Genomic DNA, 14,260 nt, shown 5'->3' with positions numbered 1-14,260 from the left:
AAGAACAACTACAGCTCCGCCTTCGCCGGCATTGTGCCCGCCTCCAATCCGCGCCTGGCGGCGGTGGTGATCATCGATAATCCGAAGAAGGGCAGTTATTACGGCGCGCTGGTCTCCGGCCCCGTGTTTTCCAAGGTCGTGGATGGTGCCCTGCGCCTGCTGGACGTGCCGCCGGACAACATCGGACGCTGGTACGTCGGCGGCCCGCTGCAGGGGCAGAACGGCCTGACCAGCAACAAGCAGCCCGACGTGGAACCCGTGCCCGATGCTCCCATCGAAGAGGTGACGCCGTGAGCGCACGCCTCGACCAATTGCTCAAAGACATCGCCGATACCCCGGGTGTCGGCGATATCGTCGTTTCGGGCCTCACGCTGGATTCGCGCGAAGTGCGCCCGGGCGAGGCCTTCGTTGCCTTGCGTGGCACGCGCGCGCATGGCATCACGTTTGCCCAAGGCGCGGTGGCGCGCGGCGCCAGCGTCGTGCTCGCCGAGGCGCCTGCGGCCGACGCATCCGGCATCGACGTACCCGTGCTGTGGGTGGACGGCCTGCACGGCAAGGTGGGCGAGATCGCTTCGCGCTTTTTTGGACGTCCGTCTGAAGCGATGCGCGTGATCGGCGTCACCGGCACCAACGGCAAGACCTCCACTGTGCAGCTGCTGGCGCAGGCGCTGGATCTGCTCGGCCACCGCGCGGCCACCATCGGTACGCTGGGCGCCGGCCTGCATGGCCAGATCAACGAAGGCGAGCGCACCACGCCGGACGCGATCAACGTGCAGGGCCTGCTTGCCTCGTTCCGTGACCAGGGCGCCTCGCACGTGGCGATGGAAGTGTCATCGCACGCGCTGGAGCAGGGCCGCGTCGGCGCGGTCGCGTTCGAAGTGGCGGCCTTCACCAATCTCACCCGCGACCATCTCGACTACCACGGCAGCATGGAGGCCTACGGCGAAGCCAAGGCCAAGCTGTTTGCGTGGCCGACACTGAAGGCTGCGGCAATCAATATCGACGATGCTTTCGGTCGCACGCTTGCCGATCGCATCCCGCAAGGCGTGCGCGCGTTGCGCCTGAGCGCGGAGGGCGATGCCGCGGCCGACGTACGTGCGACCGATGTCGTGACGTCCGCCGAAGGCCTCGCGTTCAACCTGCATACGCCGTGGGGTGAGCGCGCTGTTCGCAGCCGCTTGCTGGGTCGATTCAACGTGGCCAATCTGCTGACCGTGGTGGCCTGCCTCGGTGCCATGGGCGAGTCGTTCGAGCGCATCGCCGATGCACTGTTCACGCTGGATCCCATCAATGGCCGCATGAACCGCCTTGGCGGCGTCGACGGCTTGCCGCTGGCGGTAGTCGATTACTCGCATACGCCGGACGCGCTGGAGCAGGCGCTCAAGGCACTGCGTGCGCATTGCGAAGGCCGCCTGATCTGCGTGTTCGGCTGCGGTGGCGACCGTGATGCCGGCAAGCGCCCGCAGATGGGTGAAATCGCCGAGCGCCTGGCCGACGCCATCATCATCACCGACGACAATCCGCGCACCGAAGACGGCGACGTCATCGTGGCGGACATCGTCGCCGGACTTCGTCATCCCGCAATGGCGACGGTCGAGCGCGATCGCGCCGCCGCCATCCAGCACGCGCTTGCATCGGCCAAAGCCGGTGACGTGGTGCTGATCGCCGGCAAGGGACACGAGACGTATCAGGAAGGCGCGACGGGGAAGCGTCCATTCGACGACCTGGCGGTAGCCCGCCAAGCGCTGGAGACCCGAGCATGATGCGCCTGAGCGCCATTGCCCTGTGGACCCGCGGACGCCTGCTCGGCGACGACGTGGATGTGACCGGCGTTGCCATCGATACGCGCAAGCTGCGGCCGGGCGACCTGTTCGTCGCGATCAAGGGCGAGCGCGTCGACGGGCATGATTTCCTGGCTGACGCCAAGGCCAAGGGCGCGATCGCCGCGCTGGTCACGCGCAAGGTCGATTTCGACCTGACGCAGGTGCTGGTCGACGACACCGCCCTGGCGCTGGGCGATCTCGCCAGCGCGGTGCGTGCACAAAGCAATGTGCGTGTAATTGGCATCACCGGCTCCAACGGCAAGACCACGGTGAAGACGCTGACGGCGTCCATCCTGTCGCGCCATGGCCGCACGCACGTCAACGCGGGCAACTACAACAACGAGCTTGGTTTGCCGCTCACCTTGTTGGCGATGCCGCAGGACACCGAATACGCGGTGCTGGAAATGGGCGCGGGCAAGCCGGGCGACATCGCCTATCTCGCCGCCATCGCCCGGCCCGATATCGGCCTCGTCAACACCATCGCGCCCGCGCATCTTGAGCGCATGGGCAGCGTGGAAGGCGTAGCCGAGACCAAGGGCGCGCTCTATCAGGCATTGCCGGTCGATGGCGTGGCGATCATCAATGCGGACGAAGCGTTCGCCAGCTTCTTCACGGGGCTGGCCGGTACGCGTCGTCAACTGCGTTTCGGGCTGGATCACAAGGCCGATGTGGGCGCCGACATCCTGGATCAGCGCGTGGACGGCTCGCACTTCCTGCTGAGCACGCCGGTGGGCGATGCCGAAGTGCAGTTGCCGCTGGCCGGCCGCCACAACATCGCCAACGCACTGGCTGCCGCGTCGATCGCGTTGGCGCTGGACGTGCCGCTCGACATCATCGTGGAAGGCCTCGAGAACGTGCCCGGTGTCGCCGGGCGCTTGCAGTTCGAGCGCATGAGCGGTGGCTGGACGCTGATCGACGACAGCTACAACGCCAATCCCGGCTCGGTCGGCGCGGCCATCGACACGCTGGCCATTGCGGGGGGCGAGCGCTGGCTGGTGCTGGGCGACATGGCGGAACTGGGCGAAAACACCTTGGCGCTGCATGCCGGCATCGGTGAGCGCGCACGGCAGCGCGGCATCGATCGCCTGTTTGCTGTGGGTCCGCTGAGCGCAGCGGCGGTGAAGGCGTTCGGCGAGCGCGGCGAACACTTTGCCGACAAGGCAGCACTGACTGCCGCACTGAAACAACATCTGCACAGCGGCGTCGCCTGCCTGGTCAAGGGCTCGCGCTCGTCCGGCATGGATCAGGTGGTCGCCGCGCTTCGCAACCACAAGAAAACAGGGGAGGGCGCATCCGATGCTGCTTGAACTCGCAGACTGGATGGCTAGGCACTTCACCGCCCTGCACCTGTTTCAGTACATCACTTTCCGCACGATCATGGCCGCGCTCACTGCGCTGGCGATGTCGCTGCTGTTTGGCCCCAACGTCATCCGCAAGCTGGCCGACCTCAAGGCCGGCCAGGTAGTGCGCAAGGACGGCCCGCAGACGCATCTGTCCAAGGCCGGCACGCCGACCATGGGTGGCGTGATGATCCTGCTGGCGGTCAGCATCGCCACGCTGCTGTGGACTGATCTGCATAACCGCTATGTGTGGCTGGTACTTGCCGTGCTGCTCGCCTTTGGCGTGATCGGCTTCTACGACGACTACAAGAAGCTGGTGTTGAAAGACAGCCGCGGCTTGGCTTCGCGCTGGAAGTATTTCTGGCAGTCGGTGTTTGGACTCGCCGCCGCGCTTTTCCTCTACTACACGGCGCCGCATGCGACGGGCGTCACGCCCGTCGCGGAGACGGCACTGTACGTGCCGCTGTTCAAGCAGGTCGCGGTGCCGCTGGGCGTCATGTTCGTGGTGGTGGCCTACTTCATGATCGTGGGCTTCTCCAACGCGGTGAACCTCACCGACGGCCTGGATGGCCTCGCCATCATGCCGACCGTGCTGGTGTCGGGTGCCCTGGGCATCTTCGCGTATCTCGCCGGCAACAAAGTGTTCTCCGAATACCTGGGCATCCCTTCGATTCCTGGCGCCGGTGAGCTGGCGATCTTCTGCGGCGCGCTGTCCGGCGCGGGCCTGGGGTTTCTTTGGTTCAACACGTATCCCGCCCAGGTGTTCATGGGTGACGTGGGCGCGCTGGCGATCGGTGCGGCGCTTGCCGCGATCGCGGTGATCGTGCGCCAGGAGATCGTGCTGCTGGTGATGGGCGGCGTGTTCGTGATGGAAACCGCCTCGGTGATGATCCAGGTGGCCAGCTTCAAGATGACCGGCAAGCGCGTGTTCCGCATGGCGCCGATTCATCACCACTTTGAACTCAAGGGCTGGCCGGAGCCCCGCGTGATCGTGCGCTTTTGGATCATCAGCGTCGTGCTGGTGCTGATCGGCCTCGCCACGTTGAAGGTGCGCTGATCATGTTCTTTGACGCCACCCAGGCCAAACGACGACTCGGACCCCGCGGCAGCTTCGATATGCCGCTGGTGATCGCGCTCGTCGGTCTGGCATGCATCGGCGTGGTGATGGTGGCGTCCAGCTCGATCGCGGTGGCCGAGAGCCAGCACATCGGCGCGTTCTATTTTCTCAAGCGCCATCTGCTGTTCCTCAGCATCGGCATGGTGCTGGCAACCATCGCCATGCGCACCGAGCTGAAGCTGCTGGAGAAGCATGCGTATCTGCTGCTCGGCGGCGCTGTGCTGTTGTTGTTGCTGGTATTCGTGCCTGGCATCGGCATGCGCATCAACGGTGCGCGCCGCTGGCTCAACTTTCTTATAACCAGCTTCCAGCCGGTCGAGGCGGTGAAGCTGATCCTGGTCGTCTATACGGCCAGTTACCTCGTGCGCCATCGCGAGAGCGTGGAAACCAGTTTCTGGGGTTTGTTCAAGCCGATCATGGTGGCCGGCGGGTTCGTCGTGCTGCTGCTGGCGCAGCCGGACTTCGGTTCGGCCACGCTGATGATTGCGGTGACCATTGGCATGATCTGGCTGGGTGGCGCCAAGCCGGTCTATCTCGGTGGCATGGGCCTGCCGGTGGTTGCATTGCTTTGGTTCGTGGCGAAGTTCGAGCCGTACCGCATGCGTCGCCTCACCTCGTTCATCGATCCCTGGGCCGATCCGTTCAACGACGGCTTCCAGCTCACGCAGTCGTTGATGGCGATCGGCCGTGGCGAATGGACCGGCGTGGGCCTGGGTTCCAGCGTGCTCAAGCTGTCTTATCTGCCCGAAGCGCACACCGACTTCATCTTTGCGGTGATCTCGGAGGAACTGGGGCTGGCCGGCATCCTGCTGGTGATGGGACTGTTTTCGCTGGCGGTGGGGCGCGGGCTGTATCTCGGCCTCAAGGGCATGGAGGTCGGCCAGCGATTTGCAGGCTACGTCGCTTTCGGCGTGTCGCTGATGCTTGGCCTGCAGACCATGGTGTCGATCGGCGTGAACCTCGGCGCGCTTCCCACCAAGGGCTTGACGCTGCCGCTGATCAGTTATGGCGGTTCGTCCATCGTGCTGACCTGCGCGATGGCGGGTGTGCTCCTGCGCACCACCTACGAGATCAACCGCGCCTTCGATGCGCGCCAGATGGCGGCGCGCAATCCGGCCAATGCCGTGCCCGACGCGAATGCCGCCGTGGCTTCGGTACCTGCGCGCGAAGCGGTGATCGCATGACCGCGCCGGTGCTCATCATGGCTGGCGGAACCGGAGGGCATATCTTCCCTGGCCTCGCCGTGGCCGAAGCGTTGCGCGCGCAGGGCGTGCCGGTGGTATGGCTCGGTGCCGAAGGTGGCATGGAGACCAAGGTCGTGCCCGCGCACGGCATCGAGCTGGTGACCGTGCCGGTGGGCGGATTGCGCGGCAAGGGAATGAAGACGCGCCTGCTGGCTCCTTTCATGCTCGCCCGCGCGCTGCTTGCATCGCTCAAGGCGCTCCGTCGCATCAAGCCGCGCAGCGTGTTGTCGATGGGCGGCTACGTGGCGGGTCCCGGTGGCATCGCCGCGCGCTTGACGCATCGTCCACTGCTGGTACACGAACAGAACCGCGTCGCCGGTTTCACCAATCGCAAGCTGGCCGGTTACGCCAGGCGCGTGCTCGCCGGTTTCAGCGACGCTTTGCCGGGTGCGGAGTGGGTGGGCAATCCGGTTCGTGGCGCGATTGCCGCGCTGGCCGCGCCGCGCGAGCGCATGGCCGGGCGCACCGGTCGTCCGCGCCTGCTGGTGCTTGGTGGCAGCCTTGGTGCCCGCGCCTTGAACATCGCGCTGCCCCAGGCGCTGGCAATGATGTCGCCGGCGCAGCGCCCCGAGGTGCTGCACCAGTGCGGCAATCGTGGCATCGACGAAGCGCGCACGGCTTATGCGAAGGCGGGCGTCGAGGCACAGATCGTGCCCTTCATCGAAGACATGGCTGGCACTTATGCCTGGGCTGACCTCGCGGTGTGCCGCGCAGGCGCGCTCACGCTGGCCGAGCTCACGGCCGCCGGTCTTGGCGCCGTGCTCGTGCCGTTCCCTTACGCGGTGGATGACCACCAGACCCGCAATGCCGAGGCGCTGGTCGCCGTGCATGCGGCCGAGTTGATGCAGGAGAAGGAACTGGACGTACAGCAGTTGGCGCAGCGCCTCGAAGCGCTGCTGGATGATCGCGAGCGCATGATCGCCATGGGCGAAGCCGCGCGTTCGCTGGCCAAGCCCGATGCCGCCGCCGTGATTGCGCGCGCCTGCATGGAGGTAGCCGCATGACGCCGCGCCGCCTGCTCGCGCACGAAGATTTGATGACCACGTTCCGCCGCGTGCACTTCATCGGCATTGGCGGCGTGGGCATGAGCGGCATCGCCGAGGTGCTGCACAACCTGGGCTATGCCGTTTCGGGTTCCGATCGCGCCAATTCGCCGACGGCCCAACGCTTGTCCGCGCTTGGCATCGACGTGCATGTCGGCCACGCCGCCGAGAACATCGGTGACGCCGATGTGGTGGTCACCTCCAGCGCCATCAGCGCCGAGAACCCCGAGTTGCAGGCTGCGCGCGCTGCACGCATTCCAGTCGTGCCCCGCGCCGAGATGCTGGGCGAGCTGATGCGCTTCCGCCGTGGCGTCGCCATTGCCGGCACGCACGGCAAGACCACCACGACGAGTCTCGCGGCGAGCGTGCTGGCCGAAGCCAACTACGATCCGACCTTCGTTATCGGCGGCCAGCTCAACGCGGCCGGTGCGAATGCGCGCCTGGGCACGGGCCAGTACATCGTGGCCGAGGCCGACGAGTCCGACGGCTCGTTCCTGATGCTGTCACCGGTGGTCGCGGTGGTCACCAACATCGACGCCGATCACCTGGAGAACTACCACGGCGATTTCGCCCTGGTGAAGAAGGCGTTCAACGATTTCCTGCATCGCCTGCCGTTCTACGGTCTTGCCGTGCTGTGTATGGATGACCCGGAAGTGGTCGAGCTGGCCAAGTCCACCACCCGGCGCGTGATGACCTACGGCATCGACGCCAAGGATGCCGACGTGCGTGCGAGCAATCTCTCGCAGCACGGATTCGAGATGCATTTCGACCTGTGGTTGCCGGGCCGCAACGACGCGTTGCACGTCAAGCTCAACCTTCCGGGTCGTCACAACGTGCTCAATGCGCTGGCCGCCGCCACGGTGGGTTGGCAATTGGGCGTGGAAGCCGAGGCCATCGCGCGTGCGCTGGAAAACTTCCAGGGCGTGGGTCGTCGCTTCCATCGTCGTGGCGAGATCGCGCTGGACAAGGGCAGCGCGCTGCTGGTCGACGACTATGGCCATCACCCACGCGAACTTGCCGCGGTGTTTGCCGCGGCGCGCGGCGGCTGGCCGGATCGTCGTCTCGTCGTCGGCTTCCAGCCCCATCGCTACAGCCGTACGCGCGACCTGCTGGACGACTTCGCCAACGTGCTGGCTGAAGCCGACGTGCTGGTGCTGACGGACGTCTATCCGGCCGGCGAAGCGCCGATCGCCGGCGCCGATGGCCGCGCGCTGGCGCGTGCGGTGCGTTCGCGCGGCAAGGTCGATCCGGTGCTGATCGAGCATCCGCGCGAATTCAAGGAAGCACTGCCCGCGCTGCTGCGCGACGGTGATCTGTTGCTGCTGCTCGGCGCCGGCGATATCGGCGCGGCGGCGGTGGAGCTGGCAAACATTGGCAGCCTGAGGACGAACAAGTGAGCAAGACCATTACCGACCCTGCACAGTTTGGCCGCGTTGCCGTGGTGATGGGCGGCAGCTCGGCCGAGCGCGAGGTGTCGCTCGATTCCGGCCGCAACGTGCTCGCGGCGCTGCAGGCGCGCGGCGTGGATGCGCATGCCATCGACGGCATCCCGGCGCTGCTTGATGCCGTGCGCGCCGGCCACTTCGCCCGCGTGTTCAACATCCTGCACGGCGGCGGTGGCGAGAACGGCGAGCTGCAGGGCGCGCTGCAGTCGCTGCGCATTCCGTTCACCGGTTCCGGCGTGCTGGGTTCGGCGCTGTCGCTGGACAAGATCCGCGCCAAGCTGGTGTGGCAGGCGCTTGGCCTGCCCACGCCGAAGTTCAAGGCGCTGCCGCGTGGCGCCGATGTGCACGCGGCAGCACGCGAGGTCGGTTTTCCACTGATCGTGAAGCCGGCGTGGGAAGGCTCCAGCGTCGGCGTCACCCGCGTGTTCAAGGAAGAAGACCTCGACGCCGCCGTAGCGCTGGCTCAGCGCTATCCCGGCGACATGTTGATGGAGACGCTGATCGAGGGCGGCGAGTACACCGTCGGCGTGCTTGATCGCCAGGTGCTGGCCACCATCAACATCGTGCCCAAGGGCGAGTACTACGACTACAACGCCAAGTACATCGCCGAAGACACCCAGTACATCTGCCCCGGACTGCGTGGCGACGACGAGCGCGAGATGCAGGCGCTGGCGTTGCGCGCGTTCGATGCGCTGGCGTGCTCGGGCTGGGGCCGCGTCGACATCATGCGCGACCGCGAAGGCCGCAACTGGCTGCTGGAAGTGAACACCGCGCCGGGCATGACCTCGCATTCGCTGGTGCCCAAGGCTGCCGCGGTCGCTGGCATCGACTACCAGACGCTGTGCTGGCGCGTGCTGGAAACGAGCTTCCGGGAGGGTGTGTGAGGGGAACCATCCGCCTCGTTGCCTGGGTTTTGGCCATCGCGCTCGTGGCGCTGCCGGTTGTCGGCGTGCTGTGCGGATGGTTTGCGGCCAATCGTTGGCCGGTGACCCAGTTGACGGTGCAGGCCGAGTTCAAGCATGTGACGGCGGATGAACTCCGCAATGTCGTCATGCCCCGCCTCGGCAAGGGTTTCTTCGCGCTCGACCTGGATGGCGTGCAGAAGGCCGTCGCCGCGCTGCCGTGGGTGGAATCGGTTGAGGCGCGCAAGCGCTGGCCCGATACGCTGATCCTGCGCATCTACGAACGTCAGCCGTTCGCGCGCTGGAACGAGAAGCGCCTGATCAGCCGCCAGGGCCTGGTGTTCGACGTGCCGGATGTGTCGGCCAACACGGACCTGCCTGATCTGCGCGGTCCTGATACGCGCCTGGCGGAAGTGGTGAGCTTCTATGCGGAAACGCAGAAGGCGTTCCTCAACACCCGCCTGAAAATCACCGGCGTCGCGCTCACCGAGCGTGGCAGCTGGAGCCTCACCACGAACAGCGGCGCGCAGATCGTCGTTGGTGATCGCGACCAGGCCGGTCGCCGTCTGCGCCGCTTCCTCGACGTCTACCCGCAGCTGATGGCTGGCCACACCGAGGGCTTCGCCTATGCCGATCTTCGTTACACCAATGGATTTGCCGTTCGATGGCCGCCGCAGGCGAGCACCGTGAACGCTGGAGGCTCACCCCGCACATGAAGACCAAGAACGACAAGCAACTGGTGGTCGGCCTCGACATCGGCACCTCGAAAGTGGTGGCGATCGTCGGCGAGTACGAGCCGGGCGAACCGATCGAAGTGATCGGCATCGGCACGCACGTATCACGCGGCATGAAGCGCGGCTCGGTGGTGGACATCGAATCCACCGTGCATTCGATCCAGCGCGCCGTGGAAGAAGCCGAACTGATGGCCGGCTGCGACATCCGCTCGGTCTACGCCTCGATCTCCGGCAGCCACCTGGAAACCAAGAATTCCCACGGCACCGCCGCGATCCGCGATCGCGAAGTGACGCCCGGCGATCTCGACCAGGTGCTGGAAGCGGCGAGCGCCGTGGCGATCCCCGCCGATCGCAAGGTTCTATATAAGGAGTCGCAGGAATACCGCATCGACGGCCAGGACGGTATCCGCTCGCCCGTGGGCATGAGCGGCGTGCGTCTGGAAGCGAGCGTTCACCTGGTCACCGGCGCCGCAGCGGCGGTGCAGAACATTTCCAAGTGCATCCAGCGCTGCGGTCTCACCGTGGACGAGCTGGTGCCCTCGGCCGTGGCCAGCGCCAAGTCGGTGCTGACCGACGACGAGCGTGAGTTGGGCGTGTGCCTGGTCGACATCGGCGCGGGCACCACCGACATCGCCATCTATACGCAGGGCGCGATCCGCTACACCAAGTCGCTGCCGGTGGGCGGTGACCAGGTGACCAACGACATCGCCTACGGCGTGCACACGCCTACCGCGCATGCCGAGGAAATCAAGATCAAGTACGCCTGCGCACTCGCGCAGCTGGCTCACGCGGAAGAAACCATCCAGGTGCCCAGCGTGGGCGATCGGCCGCCGCGTCGCCTGGCCCGCCAGTCGCTGGCGCAGTCGGTGCAGGCGCGCTACGAGGAAATCTTCGAGATGGTGCAGGACGAGCTGCGCCGCTCCGGCTACGAAAGCCTGGTGGCGGCCGGCGTGGTGCTCACCGGCGGTGCGTCGCGCATGGAAGGCGCGCTGGAACTGGCCGAGGAGATCTTCCACAAGATGGTGCGCATCGGCGTGCCGCAACACATCTCGGGGCTGGGTGAAGTCATCGCCAATCCGTTGCATTCCACCGGCGTGGGCCTGCTGTTGCATGGCGCCCGAGCGGGCGGCATGCGCGCGAGTGGCCCGACGGGCGGCAGCGTGGGTGGCCTGGTCGACAAGTTGCGCGGCTGGATCACCAAGAATTTTTGATTTTGGCAGGGCAGGAGGCCCCGCTATGGACGAATGGATGTTCGTCCACCACCAAAGGGCGACAGGAACGTCGACGCCTGCGGATACAACGACAACGATGCTCTACGGAGGACGGGAAATGTTTGAACTCATCGAAAAACTCGCACCGAATGCAGTAATCAAGGTCATCGGCGTGGGCGGCGGCGGCGGTAATGCCGTGGCGCACATGCTTAACGCAAACATCGAAGGCGTCGAGTTCGTCGTCGCCAACACCGACGCGCAGGCGATGAAGAGCTGCGGTTCGCGTACGCACCTGCAGTTGGGTGCCAACGTGACCAAGGGCCTGGGCGCCGGCGCCAATCCCGAAGTAGGTCGCCAGGCCGCCCTGGAAGATCGCGAGCGCATCGAAGAAGTGCTCGAAGGCGCGGACATGGTGTTCATCACCTGTGGCATGGGCGGTGGCACGGGTACCGGTGCGGCTCCGGTCGTGGCCCAGCTCGCCAAGGAAAAGGGCATCCTCACGGTGGCCGTGGTCACCAAGCCGTTCCCGTTCGAGGGACGCCGCCGCATGCAGGTGGCCGCGAAGGGTATCGAGGATCTCTCCCAGCACGTCGATTCGCTGATCACCGTGCCCAACGAGAAGCTGCTGTCGGTGCTCGGCCGTGAAGTGACGCTTCTTAATGCGTTCAAGGCCGCCAACGACGTGCTGCAGGGCGCCGTGCAGGGCATCGCCGACCTCATCACCGCTCCGGGCCTGATCAATGTCGACTTCGCCGACGTGCGCACCGTGATGTCCGAGATGGGCATGGCCATGATGGGTTCGGGCACCGCCCGTGGTGACGACCGCGCCCAGGCCGCCGCCGAGGCCGCGATCAACAACCCGCTGCTGGAAGACGTCAATCTCAATGGCGCCTGCGGCATCCTCGTCAACGTGACCGCCGGTCCCAACCTGACCATGCGCGAATTTGACGAGATCGGTCGCATCATTCATGACTTCGCCAGCGAAGACGCCACTGTGGTCATGGGCACCTCGCTCGACCCCGAAATGCAGGACGACGTCCGCGTCACCGTCGTGGCCACGGGCCTCAACCGCGCCACGGCCCGCCAGCCGATGCGGCCGGTGGTGACCCAGCAGGTCGAAATGCGCCAGCGTCCGCGTCCGGTCGTGCTGCGCACGGGCACCGGCAACGAGGTGGTGGACTATGCCCAGCCGGAAGTGACGGTGAGCAGCCGTGCGGAGACGAATGTCGCGGGCAAGGGCGCTGATCCGAGCTTTGACTACCTGGACATTCCGGCCTTCCTGCGTCGCCAGGCTGACTGAGATAGCTGACAAGGCAAATAATTTGAAGAAAAATTGAACAAACCGCCGGTTTCACTGGTCAGTAACGAAACGCGCACCTGATCGCCGCGGCGAATGGGTGCCCGCAAGGGCTTTCCGCTTTCGGGTGGGATGTCCGCTGACGTTGCCGGTGTGCGTTCTGGACGTACGCAAACTCCAACGACTGTGCTTCAGGGATGACTGCATGGCTTCGGCCGGAAACGATTTTCGGCCAGCCCGGCGCTCTGTGACCGGAATCCCGTCCCGGTCCGGGGCGCTGTGTCATAACTTAAGTAATTGAAGTTGCTGGAGAAAGTGCTGATCACCCATGAATGCAAGGCATTCATGAATGAAAGGAGCATGAAAGGGTGAACAGTGTGTGCGGAGCGGATCGCCTTTTCACAGGTTAAGACTGTGTTAGCATCGCGCCCCTAATTTGGCTGCTGCCCCTTACAGGTACCAAAAAAATGATCAAGCAGCGTACGCTCAAGAACATCATTCGTGCCACCGGCGTCGGTCTGCATACCGGCGACAAGGTGTACATGACGCTTCGTCCCGCTGCCCCGAATACGGGCATCGTGTTTCGTCGTACCGATCTCAATCCGCCGGTCGAAATTCCGGCGCGTCCCGACAATGTGGGCGACACCCGTCTTTCCACCACGCTGGTGAATGGCGACGTGCGCGTGTCCACGGTGGAGCATTTGCTCTCCGCGATGGCGGGCCTGGGCATCGATAACGCCTACGTCGATCTTTCCGCTCCCGAAGTGCCGATCATGGACGGCAGCGCAGGTCCGTTCGTGTTCCTGTTGCAGTCGGCCGGCATCGAAGAGCAGAACGTCGCCAAGCGCTTCATCCGCATCAAGAAGCCGATCAAGGTGCAGGAAGGCGACAAGTGGGCCACTTTTGAGCCGTTCGAAGGTTTCAAGGTGGGCTTCTCGATCGAGTTCAACCACCCGATCATCAGCAAGCGCACTTCCAAGGCGGAGATCGATTTCTCCACCACTTCGTTCGTGAAGGAAGTGAGCCGCGCGCGTACCTTTGGTTTCATGCGCGACATCGAGATGCTGCGCGAACACAACCTCGCGCTCGGCGGCTCGATGGACAACGCCGTGGTGCTGGATGACTACCGCGTGCTCAATGAAGACGGCCTCCGTTACGAGGACGAATTCGTCAAGCACAAGATCCTCGACGCCATCGGTGACCTGTACCTGCTGGGCCACAGCCTGGTCGGCGCGTACTACGCGCACAAGTCGGGCCATGAGCTCAACAACAAGCTCCTGCGTACCCTGATGGCTGACGCCACGGCATGGGAAGAAGTGAGCTTTGCGGACGATCCGGCCACCTCGCCGATCTCCTACGCGCATCCGGCCCAAGCCATCTGATCGCGTAAGTCCTTCACAAGCCTGAACAAACTGAACGGCCGCGTCTTTCGGGACGCGGCCGTTCGTTTTGTGATATACCTCGCGCCTTCCATTGGCAGCTGTTCACGTCCTGATGACATCATGGTCTATCCGGTTCGTGGGGGCATGGTATAAACCCATGAAGGCCGATCTACGGGTCGGTATGGGGGAAGTACTGCAATGGTGTCGGCGGAACGCGGACGTTAGTCCTGGGCTTCGCCGGGTTTGGAATCAGAAACTTCGGCGACGGACGCCAGCTCAAGGAACAGTTCCCGCATTTCGGGGTCTGAAGTTGAGGCTGCAGCGGCTCTCAGATGAGAGGCAGCGGCTTTCGAAAGCGGTTTGGACCGATCCGGCGGCACTTCTGTCGGTGAAAGGGGGGCCACTTTCACGGTGACTGCACTGGCGTACGTGCCGATGGCACGTGCGGTCGAGAGGATTTGCGTCTGGAGCAGACGCAGCCTGGCGGCCAGAGCCGGGGTAGGAGCCAGAAAAACGAGGCGGCCGTCTTGCAGGTTGGCAAATCGAACCTGCTCGCGGAGTGGTGACGGTAACGTCTGGCGCAGTGCGCGATCCAATGCATCCAGCTCACGGGCTTTTCGGGCCAGTGAGGCAATGGGGCCGAATTCGGTGACGGGCTTGAGTCCGGACCCGGTGCGGCGAGAGGGTGGTGGAGCGTCGCGCTGCATGGATGCCGACATCTT

The 14,260-nt window shown here is 64.9% G+C and carries 13 protein-coding genes; 12 read left to right on the top strand and 1 reads right to left on the bottom strand.

Annotation, left to right across the window (positions count from 1 at the left end):
- From VFG49_RS05070 to lpxC, 12 genes are all read left to right on the top strand, one after another.
- Positions 1-294, top strand: a 294-nt coding sequence (locus VFG49_RS05070) for a penicillin-binding transpeptidase domain-containing protein (RefSeq protein ID WP_324858428.1), incomplete at its 5' end; no start/stop codon positions are given.
- Complete coding sequence (locus VFG49_RS05065; protein WP_324858427.1) at positions 291-1,763, top strand: UDP-N-acetylmuramoyl-L-alanyl-D-glutamate--2,6-diaminopimelate ligase; 1,473 nt, start codon at positions 291-293, stop codon at positions 1,761-1,763. The genes VFG49_RS05070 and VFG49_RS05065, both read left to right, overlap by 4 nt.
- Positions 1,760-3,130: a UDP-N-acetylmuramoyl-tripeptide--D-alanyl-D-alanine ligase gene (locus VFG49_RS05060; protein WP_324858426.1), complete on the top strand. Its 1,371-nt coding sequence runs from the start codon at positions 1,760-1,762 to the stop codon at positions 3,128-3,130. Before VFG49_RS05065 ends, VFG49_RS05060 begins: the two co-directional genes overlap by 4 nt.
- Entirely contained in the window at positions 3,120-4,220 is a 1,101-nt protein-coding gene (gene mraY / locus VFG49_RS05055) for a phospho-N-acetylmuramoyl-pentapeptide-transferase (protein ID WP_324858425.1), read from the top strand. Before VFG49_RS05060 ends, mraY begins: the two co-directional genes overlap by 11 nt.
- A 2-nt stretch (positions 4,221-4,222) precedes the next feature.
- Positions 4,223-5,464: a putative lipid II flippase FtsW gene (gene ftsW, locus VFG49_RS05050; RefSeq protein ID WP_324858424.1), complete on the top strand. Its 1,242-nt coding sequence runs from the start codon at positions 4,223-4,225 to the stop codon at positions 5,462-5,464.
- Positions 5,461-6,528 carry an undecaprenyldiphospho-muramoylpentapeptide beta-N-acetylglucosaminyltransferase gene (murG, locus tag VFG49_RS05045; protein WP_324858423.1) on the top strand — a complete coding sequence of 356 codons (1,068 nt, stop codon included), beginning with the start codon at positions 5,461-5,463 and terminating at the stop codon, positions 6,526-6,528. The genes ftsW and murG overlap by 4 nt, the downstream gene beginning before the upstream one ends.
- Positions 6,525-7,964: a UDP-N-acetylmuramate--L-alanine ligase gene (gene murC, locus VFG49_RS05040; protein WP_324858422.1), complete on the top strand. Its 1,440-nt coding sequence runs from the start codon at positions 6,525-6,527 to the stop codon at positions 7,962-7,964. Before murG ends, murC begins: the two co-directional genes overlap by 4 nt.
- A complete protein-coding gene (locus VFG49_RS05035) occupies positions 7,961-8,896 on the top strand; it encodes a D-alanine--D-alanine ligase (RefSeq protein ID WP_324858421.1) in 936 nt (311 codons plus the stop codon). The genes murC and VFG49_RS05035 overlap by 4 nt, the downstream gene beginning before the upstream one ends.
- A complete protein-coding gene (locus tag VFG49_RS05030) occupies positions 8,893-9,630 on the top strand; it encodes a cell division protein FtsQ/DivIB (protein ID WP_324858420.1) in 738 nt (245 codons plus the stop codon). The genes VFG49_RS05035 and VFG49_RS05030 overlap by 4 nt, the downstream gene beginning before the upstream one ends.
- A complete protein-coding gene (ftsA, locus tag VFG49_RS05025; protein ID WP_324858419.1) occupies positions 9,627-10,859 on the top strand; it encodes a cell division protein FtsA in 1,233 nt (410 codons plus the stop codon). The genes VFG49_RS05030 and ftsA overlap by 4 nt, the downstream gene beginning before the upstream one ends.
- A 118-nt stretch (positions 10,860-10,977) precedes the next feature.
- A complete protein-coding gene (ftsZ, locus tag VFG49_RS05020) occupies positions 10,978-12,159 on the top strand; it encodes a cell division protein FtsZ (RefSeq protein WP_324858418.1) in 1,182 nt (393 codons plus the stop codon).
- 464 nt (positions 12,160-12,623) lie between these two features.
- Positions 12,624-13,538 carry a UDP-3-O-acyl-N-acetylglucosamine deacetylase gene (gene lpxC, locus VFG49_RS05015; protein WP_324858417.1) on the top strand — a complete coding sequence of 305 codons (915 nt, stop codon included), beginning with the start codon at positions 12,624-12,626 and terminating at the stop codon, positions 13,536-13,538.
- A 221-nt stretch (positions 13,539-13,759) separates the two neighbouring features.
- On the opposite strand, the gene VFG49_RS05010 is transcribed toward lpxC, so the two are convergent.
- On the bottom strand, positions 13,760-14,245 hold the full coding sequence (locus VFG49_RS05010; RefSeq protein WP_324858416.1) for a DUF721 domain-containing protein: 486 nt from the start codon (positions 14,243-14,245) through the stop codon (positions 13,760-13,762).
- Positions 14,246-14,260 lie beyond the last annotated feature (15 nt).

Origin of the sequence: Dyella sp., assembly GCF_035685885.1 — a bacterium.
Taxonomy (GTDB): domain Bacteria; phylum Pseudomonadota; class Gammaproteobacteria; order Xanthomonadales; family Rhodanobacteraceae; genus Dyella.
The sequence above is the reverse complement of the archived record's forward strand: the minus strand, read 5'-3'. Positions and strand labels throughout refer to the sequence as shown.